Here is a 13,921-nt window from a genome sequence, read left to right as displayed (position 1 = left end):
CCCGCTCCTAGACCCACTTGGCCTGCAACAGGTTGATCCCGGGATACGGCTGTGCCCTTATCCCCGTCAGCTTCTTCGGGTCCCAGGCGGTCATCAGCTCGTTGTGGACGACCGGGTAGAGGACGGCCTGCTCGGCGACGACGTCGAGGTAGTCCTGGATGATCGCCTTCTTCTTCGCCGGGTCGGGCTCCTGGGTGGCCCGGTCCATGTCTTTGAAGAGCTGCTTGGCGACGGCGTTGTCCGCCCAACGTGCGTATCCCATCCACAGGTTGGTGGGCCCGTAGTTGTAGTGCATGATCAGGTCGGCGTCGAGGCCGAACTGGTTGGGGTTCGAGGCCGCGGCGACGACCTGGTAGTCCTGCTTCTGGTCCATCTTGGTGAAGACGGCGGTGGTCTCCTGCGGCGAGAGGGTCGTGCGGACCCCGATCGCGTCCCAGGAGGACTTGATGGTCGGCAGGCAGTCGACGATCCAACTCACGTTCACGGCGAGGATGTTGATGCTGAGGTTCTTGACCCCGGCCGCCTTCAGCAGGGCCTTCGCCTTCTCGGGGTCGTAGTCGTAGACGGTCTTCGCCCGCCGGTAGCTGGGGTTGCCCTCGTTCAGGAACGAGGACGACGGCTTCCCGTGCCCCTTCAGCGCGACCTGCACCATTTTCTCGGTGTCGATGGCGTAGTGCAGCGCCTGCCGCACCCGTACGTCGTCGAACGGCTTGTGCTTGGTGTTGAACATCAGGAACAGGTTGTTCATGCCGGCCCCGCCCGCGACCGTCAGCCCACCGCTCTTGAGCTGCTCGATGTTGGCGTACGGGATGTTGTCGGAGATCTGCGCGCCCGCGCTGGAGCCCGAGATCCTGGCGACGCGCGGGGCGGCGTCCACGATCGTCAGCCAGTTCATCTTCTTGAAGGCCGCCGGGTGCGGGCCGTTGTAGTCGGCGAACGCCTCGAAGGTGGTGTTCGACTTCGGGTGGTGCGCGGTCTGCTCGTACGGTCCCGAGCCGATCGCGAGACCCGTGATGGCCTTGTCCCAGGCGCCCGGCTTCGAGAAGACGTGCTTCGGCATGATCTTCGCGAGAGTGAGCCGGGAAAGCCCGTCCGGGAAGGGGAACTTGAGCACCAGCTCGACGCTCTGCGCGCCGATCTTCCGGACCTCCTTCAGCCAGCTGGCGAAGAAGCCCTTGGCGAGGGTCTGGGTCTTCGGGTCGAGGATGCGGTCGAAGACGAAGACGACGTCGTCGGCGGTGACGGGCTTCCCGTCATGGAACTTCGCACCCGCCCGCAGGGTGAACTTCCAGGAGGTGGCGTTCAGGTCCGTCGGCACCTGGGTCGCCAGCGCCGCGTACGGCTTGCGGGAGATCGGGTCGGTGTCGAGCAGACCCTCGTAGATGTGGTTGTTGGCGGCCATGCAGAAGGCGGACGCGGTCTGTGTGGGATCCCAGGTGCCGTCGTTGCCGTAGCCGATGACCGCCGTCAGCGTGCGGTCCTTGCCGCCCCCGCCGCCGGTGTCGTTGGTGGACTGGGGCCCGGACGAACAGGCCGACAGCGACGCGGAGACGGCGGTGGCCGCACCCAGCGCGCCGGTGTACTTCAGGAAGGTCCGGCGATGCACGGTTCCTCCAGCGAGAGTGAGGAGATACGACGTCCTACGTCCTGCGTCAGCCGCGACCATAAGAGGGGCTTCGAGGGCGGTCAAGGGATCGAACACGAATGGCGTAGCCGCCAGAGGTCGGGCCAATGGCGGTATGAAATGGCGGGAGTTGGCGCATGTCACCGCCGGACATGGGACGTGGGACGTCCGGCGCGCGTACGATGCCGCGCATGTCCGAGGAGTCGAGGAACAGCCGGATACGGCGCGAGGTCGTGCAGCTGATCCTCGACCGCAGGCTCGGCCCCGGCGCCCCGCTGCCCACCGAGGCCGAACTGATGGAGGGCCTCGGCGTCAGCCGCAACTCCGTGCGCGAGGCCCTCAAGGCACTCCAGGCGCTGGACATCGTGGAGATCAGACACGGCTACGGCACGTATGTCGGCCAGGCGTCCCTGACCCCCCTCGTCGACGGCCTCACCTTCCGCACCCTGGCCCGGCACGACGACGACACCGGGGCGCTCGCCGAGATCCTGCAGGTGCGGGAGGTGCTGGAGGAGGGGCTGGTCCGGCGGATCGCGGGGACGGTCACCGAGGCGGAGCTGGACGCGCTGGAAGCGGTCGTGGCCCGGATGGAGGCGGCGGTCCGGGCGGAGCGCCCGTTCCCCGAACTCGACCGCGAGTTCCACGAGCTGCTCTACGCCTCCCTTGGCAACGCGTTCGTGCCCCAGCTGCTGGGGGCCTTCTGGACCGTGTTCCGCAGGGTCGCGGGCGCCCGCGGCTGGACGGACGACCCGGCACCCGAGGTGACGGTCCGCCGCCACCGGGACATCGTGACGGCCCTGCGGGCCGGGGACGCCGAGGGCGCCCAGCGCGCGATGGCACACCACTTCCGCGGGATCGAGGCCCGTACGCTGACCCGGTGACGGACGCCGACAAGGGCAAGCACACAGGCACCTGGCACCCCACGGACCCGGGTGTGCTGCGGCTGCCCTCGGGCCGGCTGGTGCGGGGCCGCGGGCTGCGGCACCCCCTCGACCCGGGCGCGCCCACGCCCTCGTACGCCCTCTACCTCCTCGGCAGCGAACCCCCGCCCGTCCCCTGGGAGTTCACCTGGGTCCGCTGGCCCGACTTCCGCCTGCCGGCCGACCGCCCGGCCGCCCGCGCGGCGCTGACCGAGGCCTGGGAGCGGGCGGCGACCGAGCGGGTCGAGGTCGCCTGCGGGGGCGGGCGCGGGCGGACCGGCACGGCGCTGGCGTGTCTGGCGGTCCTGGACGGCGTACCGGCCGAGGAGGCCGTGGACTTCGTACGGCGTCACTACGACCGGCGCGCGGTGGAGACGCCGTGGCAGAAGCGGTACGTCCGGAGGTTCTAGCCGAGGACCTCCGCCAGCAGGGCCGCCGTGTCGGCGATCAGTGGGTGGTCCCACTCCGCGGCCTGGTCCGGTTTCGTCACCTGCACGGCGAGCACGACCGGGGTGCCGTCCGGGGTCCAGGCGATGCCCACGTTGTTGTTCGTGCCGTAGGAGCCCGCGCCGGTCTTGTCGGCGACCGTCCACGTCTTCGGGAGGCCGGCGCGCAGGCGGTTGCCGCTGGTGGTGTTGGACAGCAGCCAGTGGGTGAGGAGTTCGCGGTCCGGTCGGCAGAGGGCGTCGCCCAGGACCAGTCGGGCGTACGAGTGTCCGATCGCGCGCGGGGTCGTCGTGTCCGTGATCCGCCACGGTTCCGCCGAGTTGAGGTCGGTCTCCCAGCGGTCGAGTCGGGTCACCGGGTCGCCGATCGAGCGGGCGAACCGGGTGATGGCGGTGGGGCCGCCCAGCTCTCGCAGGAGCAGGTTGCCGGCGGTGTTGTCGCTGTAGCGGATGGCCACGTCGGCCAGCTCGGCGACGGTCATGCCGTCCGCCAGGTGTTCCCTGGTCTTGTCCGAGCCGTCGACGAGGTCGGCCTCGGTGTAGTGGATGCGGCGGGCGAGGACCTCGCCGTGCCGGTCCAGGTCGCGCAGAACGGCTCCCGCGGCCAGGGTCTTGAAGAGCGAGCAGAGGGGGAAGCGTTCGTCGGCGCGGTGGGTGACGGTCTGCTGCGTACGGACGTTGTGCGCGAACACGCCCAGACGGGCGCCGTGTTGCTGTTCCAGCTCGCGCAGGCGGTCGGTGACATCTCTGCCGGCGGCGAGGGCGGGGGCGCTCGTGAGGAGCGCCGCGGCGGTGGCGGTGCCTGCGGTGAGCAGGGTGCGTCGGCCTAAGATCTTGCTCTCCTTCGCTCGATACTTCGCTCGATACGGTGCGACGATCTCTGATCGTCCTTTCAATGATCGACGCCGTACGTCATCCCTTGGTTGCCGTGCCGTAGACCATCGGCGGACGGCGGCGCGGGCCCGTCCTCGCCACAGTGGGAGGCATGGAGAAGACGAAGGGGATCAATCGGGCGCAGTTCCTCGCGGGGGCGGCGGCCCTCGGTCTGTCGGCGGCGGTGCTGCCGTCCCGCCCGGCCGCGGCAACCGGCCGTGGACTGCGCCACCGTGGCGTCGTGTACACCGTCGGCGAGGGGGAGACCCCGGGGACCGCGTGGAGCGCCGCCCGGATGCGCCGGGACATCCGCGCCATCCGCGACGAACTGCACGCCGACACCGTCGACGTCACCGGCGACGGCGTCGAACGCCTCACCGCCACCGCCGCCGAGGCCGCCGAACGCGGGCTGCACGTATGGCTCCAGCCGACCCTCGCGGACGCCCCGCAGCGCGACACCCTCGAGCACCTGGCCGAGTGCGGCCGGTTCGCGGAGCGGCTGCGGCGGCAGGGCGCGAGCGTCGACTTCAGCGTGGGCTGCGAGTTCTGGCTCTTCGTGCCCGGGATCGTGCCGGGGGAGACGGTCCTGGAGCGGGTGCAGAACATGCTGAACGGCACCTTCGACCCCGTGCAGATGCAGCGCCGCCTCGACCGCTTCACCGCGAGGGCGGCGGCCGTCGGCCGGTCCGTCTTCCACGGGAACCTCAGCTACGCCGCCGCCCAGGACGACAAGGTGGACTGGCGGCTCTTCGACGTCGTCGGCATCGACTACTACTCGTACTTCCGTCATCACACCGACTATGTACGGGAGTTGAGGCGCTACCTGCGCTGGGGCAAGCCCCTCGCGATCACCGAGTTCGGAACCTGTACCTACAAGGGCGCTCCCCAGGCGGGCGGCATGGGCTGGAACGTCGTCGACTACGACAAGGACCCGCAGGAGATCAAGGGCCACCTCGTCCGCAGCGAACACACCCAAGCCGCCTACCTGGCAGACCTGTTGGAGGTCTTCGAGTCCATGGGCCTGTACGCGGCGATGGCCTTCGAGTTCGTCACCCCGGACGCCCCGCACTGCACCGACAACCCGCGCTACGACCTCGACATGGCGAGCTACAGCATCACGAAGACCATCAAGGACCGCCCCGACGACCCCCGTTCGGGCTGGCACTGGGAGCCGAAGGAGGCGTTCCATGCGCTCGCCCGCCGCTACAGCCGGTGTGCTCACTTGCAGTAGACGTCCCGCCGCGGCCGCTCGCCCGTGGCCAGGAACCGCGAGACCGTCTCGTCGCCGCACGCGTTGCCGTTCTCGAGATAGGCCTCGTGCCCGGTGGAGTTCACGGTCACCATGACGGCACGGCGGCCGAGGGCCGCGCGGAGCTTCAGGGCGCCGCTCAGGGGCGTGGCCACGTCCCGCTTGTTCTGTACGAGCAGGACATTGGACGGGCCCCGGTCGGTGATCCGCACCGGACTCTCCTTCGGCTGCCACGGCCAGGCGGCGCACACCATCGCGCTCCTCGGCAGGCCCGCGGTCAGCGGGTACTTGGCGCGGCTGGCGTCGACGCCCTTCTGGTAAGTGGCGGCATCGCGCGGCCACGCGGCGTCGTTGCAGACGGTGGCGGCGCCGACCGCGACGACGTTCTGCATGACGGCGTCCGGCGGGGACGGCGGCGCGGGCGGGACGGTGCCCTTGCGGGCAGCCGCGATCAGCTTGGCCAGGGTGGGGTATTCGTCGGGGTCGTAGAGGCTGTCCAGCATCGTCTGGCGCAACACGTTGCCGTTCAGTTCCTCCGGGCTGGCGCCGGGCCAGGGGATCGGCTCACGGTCCAGACGGGCGGCGAGGCGGAGGAAGAGCGGGCGGACCTCGGCGGCCGTTCCGGCCAGCCGGTACGGATTGCCGGGTGCGGACGCCCACTTGGCGAACTCGGGGAAGTTGTCCTCGACGCCCGCCTCGTACGCGGCGAGCCAGGCCCGCTCCGCCCGGACCGGGTCGGGGTTGTCGTTGCTGTCCAGCACGATGCGGTCGGTGTGCTGCGGGAACATCTCGTTGTAGGCGGCGCCGACATACGTGCCGTACGAGACGCCCCACGCGGACAGCTTGCGCTCGCCGAGCGCGGCGCGGATGCGGTCGATGTCCCGGGCGTTGTTCTTGGTGGTGAGGTGTCGCATCAGCTCGCCGCCGTTGCGGGCGCAGTCGCCGGACAGCCGCCGGGCGTTGCTCATGTTCTCGGTGACGGAACCGTCGGGGGCGGGCCAGGGGCGCAGCTTCGACAGGGCCAGGTCGGCACGGTCGAGGCCGCAACTGAGGGCCGTGGAGGGCGCGTTGCCGCGCGGCGCGAACCCGATCAGGTCGTACGTGTCCCGCACGGCCTGCGGCAGCTTCTGCCCCTTGCCGGAGGGGTCGCCGAGGCTGGTGCCGCCCGGGCCGCCGGGGATCAGCAGCAGCGCGCCCCGGCGGGCGGACGGTTTCTCGCTGGGGATGCGGGAGAGGGCCAGGTCGATCTTCGGCCCGCCGGGGCGGGCGTAGTCCATGGGCACTTCGAGGGTCGCGCACTGCTGGCGGGGGTCGAGGCCGCTGCCCGTGCACTTGGTCCACTTCAGTGAGGTGTCGGCGGCGGACGCGGTGAGGGGCGTGACGGCACCGAAGACGATGCCGGAGGCGGCGGCTATCAGGGCTGCGCTCTTCGTGATCTCCTTCATGGGTACGAGGCTCCCGGACGCCGCCCGCGCATCACATCCGGTCAACAGCCTTGTCGGCAGGGGGGTTTACCCCCGTCCGGGCGCAGGGTTTCTCATACGTCCCGCTGGTCCACGGCCACCACCGCCACGACGGCCGCGACCGCCGCCCACACCGCGAACACGACCCACCCGCCCGCGACGGTCGTCGGATACTTCGGGACCAGGGTGTAGGGCTCGTGCCCGTAGCCCACGTCGACGAGCCGCACCCAGGCGTTGAACGGAAGAGCGTTCCTGACGCACGCCGTCCAGTGGTAGCGCTCGGTGATGAAGGACGGCAGGAGCAGCAGGATGCCCGTCGTCAGGACCATCGTCGTGGCGCTGTGCCGGATCAGTGCCCCCATGCCCATGCCGATCAGCGCGCTCACCGGGGCGAGCAGCGCCGACGCCACCGCCACTCGCCAGGCGCCCGGGTGGCCGATCGGTACGCCCAGGCCACGGCCGTCGAGGATGGCCTGCGACGCGGCGTAGGACGCGCCGGCGACGACCGCGCCGAACGCCGTCATCACCGCCGTCAGTACTACCACCTTCGCGGCCATCAGGGCACGCCGGTCCGGCACGGCGGTGAAGGTCGTACGGACCAGGCCCGTCGCGTACTCGCCGACGATCGTGATCGCGCCGATGCCCGCGCACGCCAGCACCAGGATCATGGCGGAACCGGGGGTGAAGGCGTCCCGCAGCGCCCAGTACAGGAAGCCTTCGCGGATCGGCCCGCCGTAGCGCGGGAAGTTGACGTAGTCGGCGCGGGCCGCGTTCGCGTTGAAGCCGACGACGGCCAGGGCACCGCAGCCGAAGGCCCAGTAAGTGGAGCGCAGGGAACGGAGTTTGATCCACTCGGCGGCGAGCAGGTCGGTGAAGCGGGCGGCCGGCAGGGCGAGGGCGGTGGTCATCGGGGCTCTCCTGCGAGGTACTCGACACTGTCGGCGGTCAGTTCCATGAACGCGGTCTCCAGCGAGGCCGTCTGCGTGGCCAACTCCCAGAGCAGGAAGCGGTGTTCGTGCGCCAGCTCGCCGACCCGGACGGCGTCGAGCCCGTCGACCTTCAGCGTCTCCTCGCCGCACGGCGCCACCACCGCACCCTCCGCGGCCAGTACGACGGCCAGCGCCCCGGCGTCCGGCGACCGCACCGTCACCGTGGGCGCCGTCCCGCGCGCGGCGAACTGCACCAGACTCTCGGCGGCGATGAGCTCCCCGCGCCCGATGACGATCAGCTCGTCGGCGGTGTTCTCCATCTCCGACATCAGATGGCTGGAGACGAAGACGGTACGGCCTTCGTGGGCGAGCCTGCGGAACAGTCCCCGTACCCACAACACCCCTTCCGGATCAAGTCCGTTGAGCGGCTCGTCGAACATCAGCACCGGCGGATCGCCGAGCAGCGCGGCCGCGATGCCGAGCCGCTGCTTCATGCCGAGGGAGAAGGTGCCGACCCGACGCCGGGCCGCGGAGCCGGTGAGCCCCACCTCGGCGAGCACCTCGTCCACCCGCGCCTTCGGGATGCGGTTGCTGCGGGCCAGCGCGTGCAGATGCGCCCGCGCACTCCGCCCGCCGTGCACGTCATGGGCGTCGAGGAGGGCGCCGACGTGGCGCAGGCCGCGCGGGTGGCGGCGGAACGAGCGGCCGCTGACCGTGGCGGTGCCGCCGCTCGGTTCGACGAGCCCGAGCAGCATCCGCAGGGTCGTGGTCTTGCCCGCGCCGTTCGGGCCGAGGAAGCCCGTGACATGGCCGGGGCGGACGGTGAAGGACAGGTCGCGGACGGCGGTCGTAGGGCCGTACCGCTTGGTGAGTTGCTCGACTTCGATCATGCGGACCACGGTCGCGCGGGCGGCGGGTGCGGGGCATCGGGCGGGGGCTGACACTCGTACGGTCCGGCTGTCGACCCTGGTTGTACGTCCACGGGCCGATGACCGGGCCCGGCGCCCGGCCTACGATCGCGGCATGCCCGCCACTTCGCCTCCGCCGCCCCTGGTCAAACGCGTGTCGCCGGCCGGGTGGACGGCGATCGTGTGGTGCGCGAGCGTGCTGTTCACCCTGCTGACGACCTTCCGGCTGCCCGGCGAGATGATGCCGGCGCAGTGGCCGGCGGCCCAGTTGTACCGCTGGGACGGGCTCACGTTCCTCCTGTTGTCGACCGCGATGGCGTTGCAGGGCGGCAGGCTGCTGCACCGCAGGCCGCTGCTCGCGACCGCCATGACGATCCTGGCGGCGGTCTTCGAGACGACCACCCTCGGCGTCGCCGGGCTGCCGATGGCGCAGTACCTCGCGACCATGGTGGCCCTGTACTTCGTCGCGTCCGCCTATCCACGGCGCACCGCGCTCATCGCCCTGGCCATGGCGGTCGGCACCCTGATCGCGTACATAGTCATACGCATGCTGCACAACTGGATCGTCAGCACCTCCGCCGAACTGGCCGTCGCCCTGGTGACCGTGATCGTCTGGCTCCTCGGCAGCTCCGCGCACCAGTCCCGCGTGCACGCCGAGCGGCTCAGCGCCGAGCACGCGGCCCAGGCGGTCACCGCCGAACGCCTGCGCATAGCCCGCGAGATGCACGACACGGTCGCGCACAGCATCGGCATCATCGCCCTGCAGGCCGGGGCGGCCTCCCGGGTCGCGACCGCGCATCCCGAGGCGGCGCTGACGGCGATGCGGGCGGTGGAGAACGAGGGCCGCCAGACCCTGGCCGGCCTGCGCCGCATGCTGGTCGCCCTGCGCGCGGCGGACGCGGGCCAGGACCCGGACCTCGCCCCCGCGGGACTGGCGGACGTCGACCGGATGGCGGCCACGACGACGGCCGCGGGCGTCCGGGTGGAGGTACGGCGGCTCGGCGAGGCACGCCAACTCCCGCCCGACATCGACCTGTCGGCGTTCCGGATCATCCAGGAGTCCGTCACCAATGTCGTACGGCACGCGGGTACGCGCGCGTGCCGGGTCACCCTGGACTACCGCGACGACGAGCTCACTCTGGAGATCACGGACGACGGCGCGGGGTCCGGCAGCTCGACCGACACCGGGTTCGGCCTGGCCGGCATGCGCGAGCGAGTGGCCCTGCTGCACGGCGAGTTCACGGCGGCCTCGCGTCCCGAGGGCGGCTTCCGCGTGACGGCCCGTCTGCCGCTCCCGGTGGCCGTCCGATGACCGAGGCCCCGACGGTCCGCGTCCTCCTCGTCGACGACCAGGAACTCATCCGCACCGCACTGAGCATGGTCATGGCCGACATCGAGGACGTGGAGGTCATCGGCGAGGCGGCGACGGGCAAGGACGCGGTACGGCTGGCCGGCGAACTCGACCCCCACGTGGTGGTGATGGACATCCGCATGCCGGGGATGGACGGCATCGAGGCGACGCGGCGGATCACGGAGACACGGACCGATGTGCGGGTGGTCGTCCTGACCACCTTCGACGACGACGCCTACGTGTACGGGGCGCTGCGCGCCGGCGCGTCCGGCTTCCTGGTCAAGGACATGGCGCTGGACGACATCATCGCGGCCGTGAGGGTGGTGGCGGCAGGCGACGCGCTCATCGCGCCGAGCGTGACCCGCCGCCTGATCCAGGACTTCGCGTCCCGCCCCGAACCGGCCGTGAAACGCCGGGAGTTGAAGGGCATCACGGACCGCGAACGCGAGGTCCTCACCCTGGTCGGCAGCGGCCTGTCCAACACCGAGATCGCCACCGAGCTGTGCATCAGCGTGGCCACGGTGAAGACGTACCTCACCCGCCTGCTGACCAAGCTGGATGCGAGAGACCGGGTTCAGCTGGTGATCATGGCGTACGAGGCGGGGCTGGTGTCCCCCTGACCTGCAGCCCCAGCGTCATGATGAACCGGTCCTCCCCGGGCCCGAAATAGCCCTTGCGCACCCCTCCCTCGAACGCGAAGCCCAGTGACCGGTACAGGGTGATCGCGGTCGCGTTCGTCGGTTCCACCGTCAGGCGGACCTGGTGGACGCCCTCGGCGCGCAACCGGCGCAGCACCTCGAGCATCAGCCGGCGGCCCAGCCCGCGGCCGCGCAGTTCGGGGGTGACGGCGAGGCTCTTGACCCAGTTCACGTACCCGTCCGAGGTGGTGACGAACAGGACGTAGCCGTGCAGGCTCTCGCCGTCGTCGAGGACGAGGATGCGGTCGCCGTGGATGTCGTAGCTCTGGCGCAGTTCGAAGTAGTGGTACGGCTCCTCGGGGAAGGCCTCCCTGTCGACGCGGTGGAGTTCGGGCAGATCGGCCTCGACGACGCCCCTCATCGTCAGCCGGCGATCGGTGGTGCGGTCGGCCGTGGAAGGTAAACGTTTCTCTGGAAGAGCCGTCATACCGCCCCCTGCGGGTTGGGAGTCAAGGGCACGTTGACACCCGTACGGGTGGTACGGGTGAGACGCCTGTTGTCTGCCTTTTCTGGTGTGTTCGGCAGAGTTCCGACCATCTTGAGCGGGACAATCCGGCCGTTCAAGGCCGGATCAGGTCGCACGAATGCATTCGCCACGGTGCGCCCCCAGTGCGCCCCGTCCCGCTGCCGGGACATGACGTAATTCTCGGGACATTGACCTCAGGGGGATCCGGAGGGCCTCCCGTGTTGGTACCGTAGGTAAATGACCTTGAGATCGTCGGGGGATGCCCAGGTGAAGAATGCGGACGCACCCTGGAGCTCATTCGACCCGATCGCCTACGTTGATCACAACTACCGCGACTTACAGGCAGAGGACGCGGAGATCCTGCATATCGTCGGGGATCATTTCGGCGGTCATTTCCGGAACCAGGGCGTCGGGCCGGTTTACGGCATCGACGTGGGTGCCGGGGCGAATCTCTATCCCGCACTCTCCATGATGCCGTGGTGCAACGAGATCACCCTCTTCGAGCACTCGTCCGCGAACGTGGAGTACCTCGAGGGTCAGGTCGCCTCCTACGGCGGGAACTGGGACCAGTTCTGGAACGCCCTGTGCGAGCACGAGGCGTACGGCTCCCTCGAGTTGGACCCCCGTGAGCGGTTCCGCAAGGTCGTCAAGGTCGAGCAGGGCAACATCTTCGGGCTGGAGCGCTTCGGCGGGCGCTGGTCCGTGGGGACCATGTTCTTCGTCGCCGAGTCGATGACCACCTCCCACCAGGAGTTTCGGCTGGGTGTCGAGCGCTTCATGCGCGCCCTGGCCCCCGGTGCCCCCTTCGTCGCCGCCTTCATGGAACATTCGAAGGGTTATCACGCCGGGAAACAGTTCTTCCCGGCCTGTGACGTGGAAGAATTCGAGGTGCGTACGAGCCTCGAACCATTCGCGGGCGACTTCGAGGTGCGGCGGCTCAAGTCTGCGGCAGGTGTGCGCGACGGGTATTCGGGAATGATCCTGGCCTACGGTTGGCGGCGGAATACGGACGCAGGCATTCCGGCCGTCTGATCAGTGGTTGTCCGGCCCGGTGGTTCGCCACGGCGAAGAGTCTTCACAAAAGAAGAGGGACATTCCTCAAATGACGGCAGTGCGGCCTGTGTGAGGGGCATGGGATGCAGATCAAGCCACGCCAGCATTTGCTGGACATCTGGCAGGCCATCGCCCGCCACTCGTTCGAGCGGGAGCAGTGGGCCTGGGGCGAGTGGGGCGGACAGAGCAGCGTCGCGGACGCCGAGCGGCTGCTCTGCCTGCTGTACCCGGCCACGGAGATCCCCGCCTTCCGGCTGGACGATCCGGACACCACACAGGAGGACGTCCAGCAGGCCCTGAGGAAGGCGGGCGGGCGGCTCGACCTCCCGGCCAACCTCGTCAAGGCCGCCTCCGAGTTCATGCGCACCCACACCGGCGAGGACAAGAGGCCCACCTTCTCCGGGGGTTACTACTTCGGATCCGCAGACAAGGCCCTGGGGGAGCCCACCGAGGAACAACGCCAACTCGGCGTGGTCGACTCCTTCTCCATGTCGATCACCCTGTGCCTGGCCACGCTCGGCTTCCTCAAGATCTACGAGACCAGGACCAGACGCAGCGACATCCAGGAGACGATCGCCGAACTGCGTGCGGCCACCAGCAACCGGCTCACCGCCGCCATGGTGAGCCTGCTGCGCTCCTTCACCGTCAACGCCTTCGACACCGACTCCAGCCAGGGCCGCAACCTCTGCGAACTCCTCGGCCAGGGGCGGCTGTCGCAGCGTCAGGTGCTGACCATGTTCCAGAGCCGCTTCCGCGCCCTGCGCGCCGCGATCGTGGAGAGCCTGTCCCTCGGTATCGACGTCCAGGAAGGCCTCAAGGACGAGAACCAGCTCTTCGAGTGCGGCTGGGCGTGGAGCCTGGTGAAGGACGCCCCCGAGGTCGAGACCGACGAACCCGTCGGGCCGCAGCCCGGGGGCACCGCCGCTCCGGTGCCATATCTCTACTTCACCGTGGTCGCCCTCGACGGTATCCAGGACCTGTTCTCCGAGCGCACCCTCACCCTGGGCCTGCTCAACACCGAACAGCAGAAGCTCGCCGAGGCGCTCCGGCTGCGCTGGGAGCTGACCCAGCAGTACTGGTCCGGCATCGCCCGCTTCGACCCCGACCGCTGGCCCCTGGAGGACATTCCCTGGCGTACGACGGGACAGGAGCTGGAGTCCGAGTACTTCTCCCTCTCCGTCGCCGCCATCCTCGTCCACGACCTGATGCGCCGCCGGGCCACCGACGACGACCTGGCCCGCACCGTCACCGTCATGGAACGCCTCGCCGAACGCGGCCGTATCACCAGCCGCATGACGCGCGACGACCGCACGGTCTACGAGCTGCACAACGCGGGCGTCAAACTGCCGTTGCAGGGCAGCGAGCGGCTCGGCCCGCCGCTGACGTGGTCCATGCACGACTTCTCGGCGCAGCTGCTGAAGCGGACCATCCAGCTGCGCGCGCTCTCGCGCAACCTCGCCTCGCACGACCGGCTGCTCACCCTCGCCGAGGACATCTTCGACCACATGTGGCGCCGCCGCATCCGGGACGGCGAGGGCACCGGCCTGTGGGACAACGTCCACGCCGCCTATCCCGAGGCGGAGATCATCACCCGCAAGGTGCCGGTGTCGTGGAGCATCACCGAGCGGGTCGCCGAGGTCATGGTCCAGGCCTACGACATGTACCGGCAGCCACCGGTTCGCAGCCTCGAACTCACCGAGCTGGCAGGGGCGTTGCTCAGCGAGTCCGCGCATTTGCTGGGCAACGAACAGATGGAACCCGCGCCCAGCGACGACGGCCGGCACGGGATGCAACTCAGGAACATCGAGGTCAAGCTGCGCCGCGCCCGCAGCCTCCTGGGCGAACAGCCGGGCACGGCCTACGCGTTGGCGCTCGACGTGCTGGGACAGCTCGACTCGCTCACCCGGGCCCGCGAAGCCGCGGCCCAGGGACGGTGACACG

At 69.8% G+C, this 13,921-nt stretch carries 13 protein-coding genes; 7 read left to right on the top strand and 6 right to left on the bottom strand.

What is annotated here, in order from left to right:
• Positions 1–7: 7 nt before the first annotated feature.
• Positions 8–1,666 carry an ABC transporter substrate-binding protein gene (locus tag ACFY10_RS04620; RefSeq protein WP_390663568.1) on the bottom strand — a complete coding sequence of 553 codons (1,659 nt, stop codon included), beginning with the start codon at positions 1,664–1,666 and terminating at the stop codon, positions 8–10.
• Positions 1,667–1,806: 140 nt separating this feature from the next.
• Between ACFY10_RS04620 and ACFY10_RS04615 the strand changes: the two genes are divergently transcribed.
• Together ACFY10_RS04615 and ACFY10_RS04610 are read left to right on the top strand one after the other, a co-directional pair.
• On the top strand, positions 1,807–2,505 hold the full coding sequence (locus ACFY10_RS04615; RefSeq protein WP_390664134.1) for a FadR/GntR family transcriptional regulator: 699 nt from the start codon (positions 1,807–1,809) through the stop codon (positions 2,503–2,505).
• On the top strand, positions 2,502–2,954 hold the full coding sequence (locus ACFY10_RS04610) for a protein-tyrosine phosphatase family protein (protein WP_390663567.1): 453 nt from the start codon (positions 2,502–2,504) through the stop codon (positions 2,952–2,954). Before ACFY10_RS04615 ends, ACFY10_RS04610 begins: the two co-directional genes overlap by 4 nt.
• On the opposite strand, the gene bla is transcribed toward ACFY10_RS04610, so the two are convergent.
• Entirely contained in the window at positions 2,951–3,868 is a 918-nt protein-coding gene (gene bla, locus ACFY10_RS04605; RefSeq protein WP_390664133.1) for a class A beta-lactamase, read from the bottom strand. The genes ACFY10_RS04610 and bla overlap by 4 nt on opposite strands.
• 107 nt (positions 3,869–3,975) lie before the next feature.
• Here bla and ACFY10_RS04600 point away from each other — a divergent pair, with 107 nt between their 5' ends.
• On the top strand, positions 3,976–5,094 hold the full coding sequence (locus ACFY10_RS04600; RefSeq protein ID WP_390663566.1) for an abortive phage infection protein: 1,119 nt from the start codon (positions 3,976–3,978) through the stop codon (positions 5,092–5,094).
• On the opposite strand, the gene ACFY10_RS04595 is transcribed toward ACFY10_RS04600, so the two are convergent.
• From ACFY10_RS04595 to ACFY10_RS04585, 3 genes are all read right to left on the bottom strand, one after another.
• Positions 5,082–6,557, bottom strand: a complete 1,476-nt coding sequence (locus ACFY10_RS04595) for an alpha/beta hydrolase (protein WP_390663565.1) — start codon at positions 6,555–6,557, stop codon at positions 5,082–5,084. The genes ACFY10_RS04600 and ACFY10_RS04595 overlap by 13 nt on opposite strands.
• 92 nt (positions 6,558–6,649) lie before the next feature.
• Positions 6,650–7,483 (bottom strand): ABC transporter permease, encoded by an 834-nt coding sequence (locus tag ACFY10_RS04590; protein WP_390663564.1) that lies wholly within the window; start codon positions 7,481–7,483, stop codon positions 6,650–6,652.
• Complete coding sequence (locus ACFY10_RS04585) at positions 7,480–8,394, bottom strand: ABC transporter ATP-binding protein (RefSeq protein WP_390663563.1); 915 nt, start codon at positions 8,392–8,394, stop codon at positions 7,480–7,482. The genes ACFY10_RS04590 and ACFY10_RS04585 overlap by 4 nt, the downstream gene beginning before the upstream one ends.
• Positions 8,395–8,527: 133 nt before the next feature.
• On the opposite strand from ACFY10_RS04585, the gene ACFY10_RS04580 reads away from it, so the two are divergent.
• Positions 8,528–9,724, top strand: coding sequence for a sensor histidine kinase (locus ACFY10_RS04580; protein WP_390663562.1), 1,197 nt, complete (start codon positions 8,528–8,530; stop codon positions 9,722–9,724).
• The gene (locus ACFY10_RS04575; RefSeq protein ID WP_390663561.1) at positions 9,721–10,383 is read left to right on the top strand and encodes a response regulator; all 663 of its coding nucleotides are present in this window, start codon (positions 9,721–9,723) and stop codon (positions 10,381–10,383) included. Before ACFY10_RS04580 ends, ACFY10_RS04575 begins: the two co-directional genes overlap by 4 nt.
• Here the strand turns inward: ACFY10_RS04575 and ACFY10_RS04570 are convergent.
• Complete coding sequence (locus ACFY10_RS04570) at positions 10,349–10,888, bottom strand: GNAT family N-acetyltransferase (protein ID WP_390663560.1); 540 nt, start codon at positions 10,886–10,888, stop codon at positions 10,349–10,351. The genes ACFY10_RS04575 and ACFY10_RS04570 overlap by 35 nt on opposite strands.
• Before the next feature lie 276 nt (positions 10,889–11,164).
• On the opposite strand from ACFY10_RS04570, the gene ACFY10_RS04565 reads away from it, so the two are divergent.
• Together ACFY10_RS04565 and ACFY10_RS04560 are read left to right on the top strand one after the other, a co-directional pair.
• Positions 11,165–11,959 carry an SCO2525 family SAM-dependent methyltransferase gene (locus tag ACFY10_RS04565; protein WP_390663559.1) on the top strand — a complete coding sequence of 265 codons (795 nt, stop codon included), beginning with the start codon at positions 11,165–11,167 and terminating at the stop codon, positions 11,957–11,959.
• A gap of 104 nt (positions 11,960–12,063) precedes the next feature.
• Complete coding sequence (locus ACFY10_RS04560; protein WP_390663558.1) at positions 12,064–13,917, top strand: SCO2524 family protein; 1,854 nt, start codon at positions 12,064–12,066, stop codon at positions 13,915–13,917.
• Positions 13,918–13,921: the final 4 nt, after the last annotated feature.

The sequence above is a fragment of the Streptomyces sp. NPDC001401 genome (genome assembly GCF_042895385.1).
Lineage (GTDB): Bacteria > Actinomycetota > Actinomycetes > Streptomycetales > Streptomycetaceae > Streptomyces.
The sequence above is the reverse complement of the archived record's forward strand: the minus strand, read 5'-3'. Positions and strand labels throughout refer to the sequence as shown.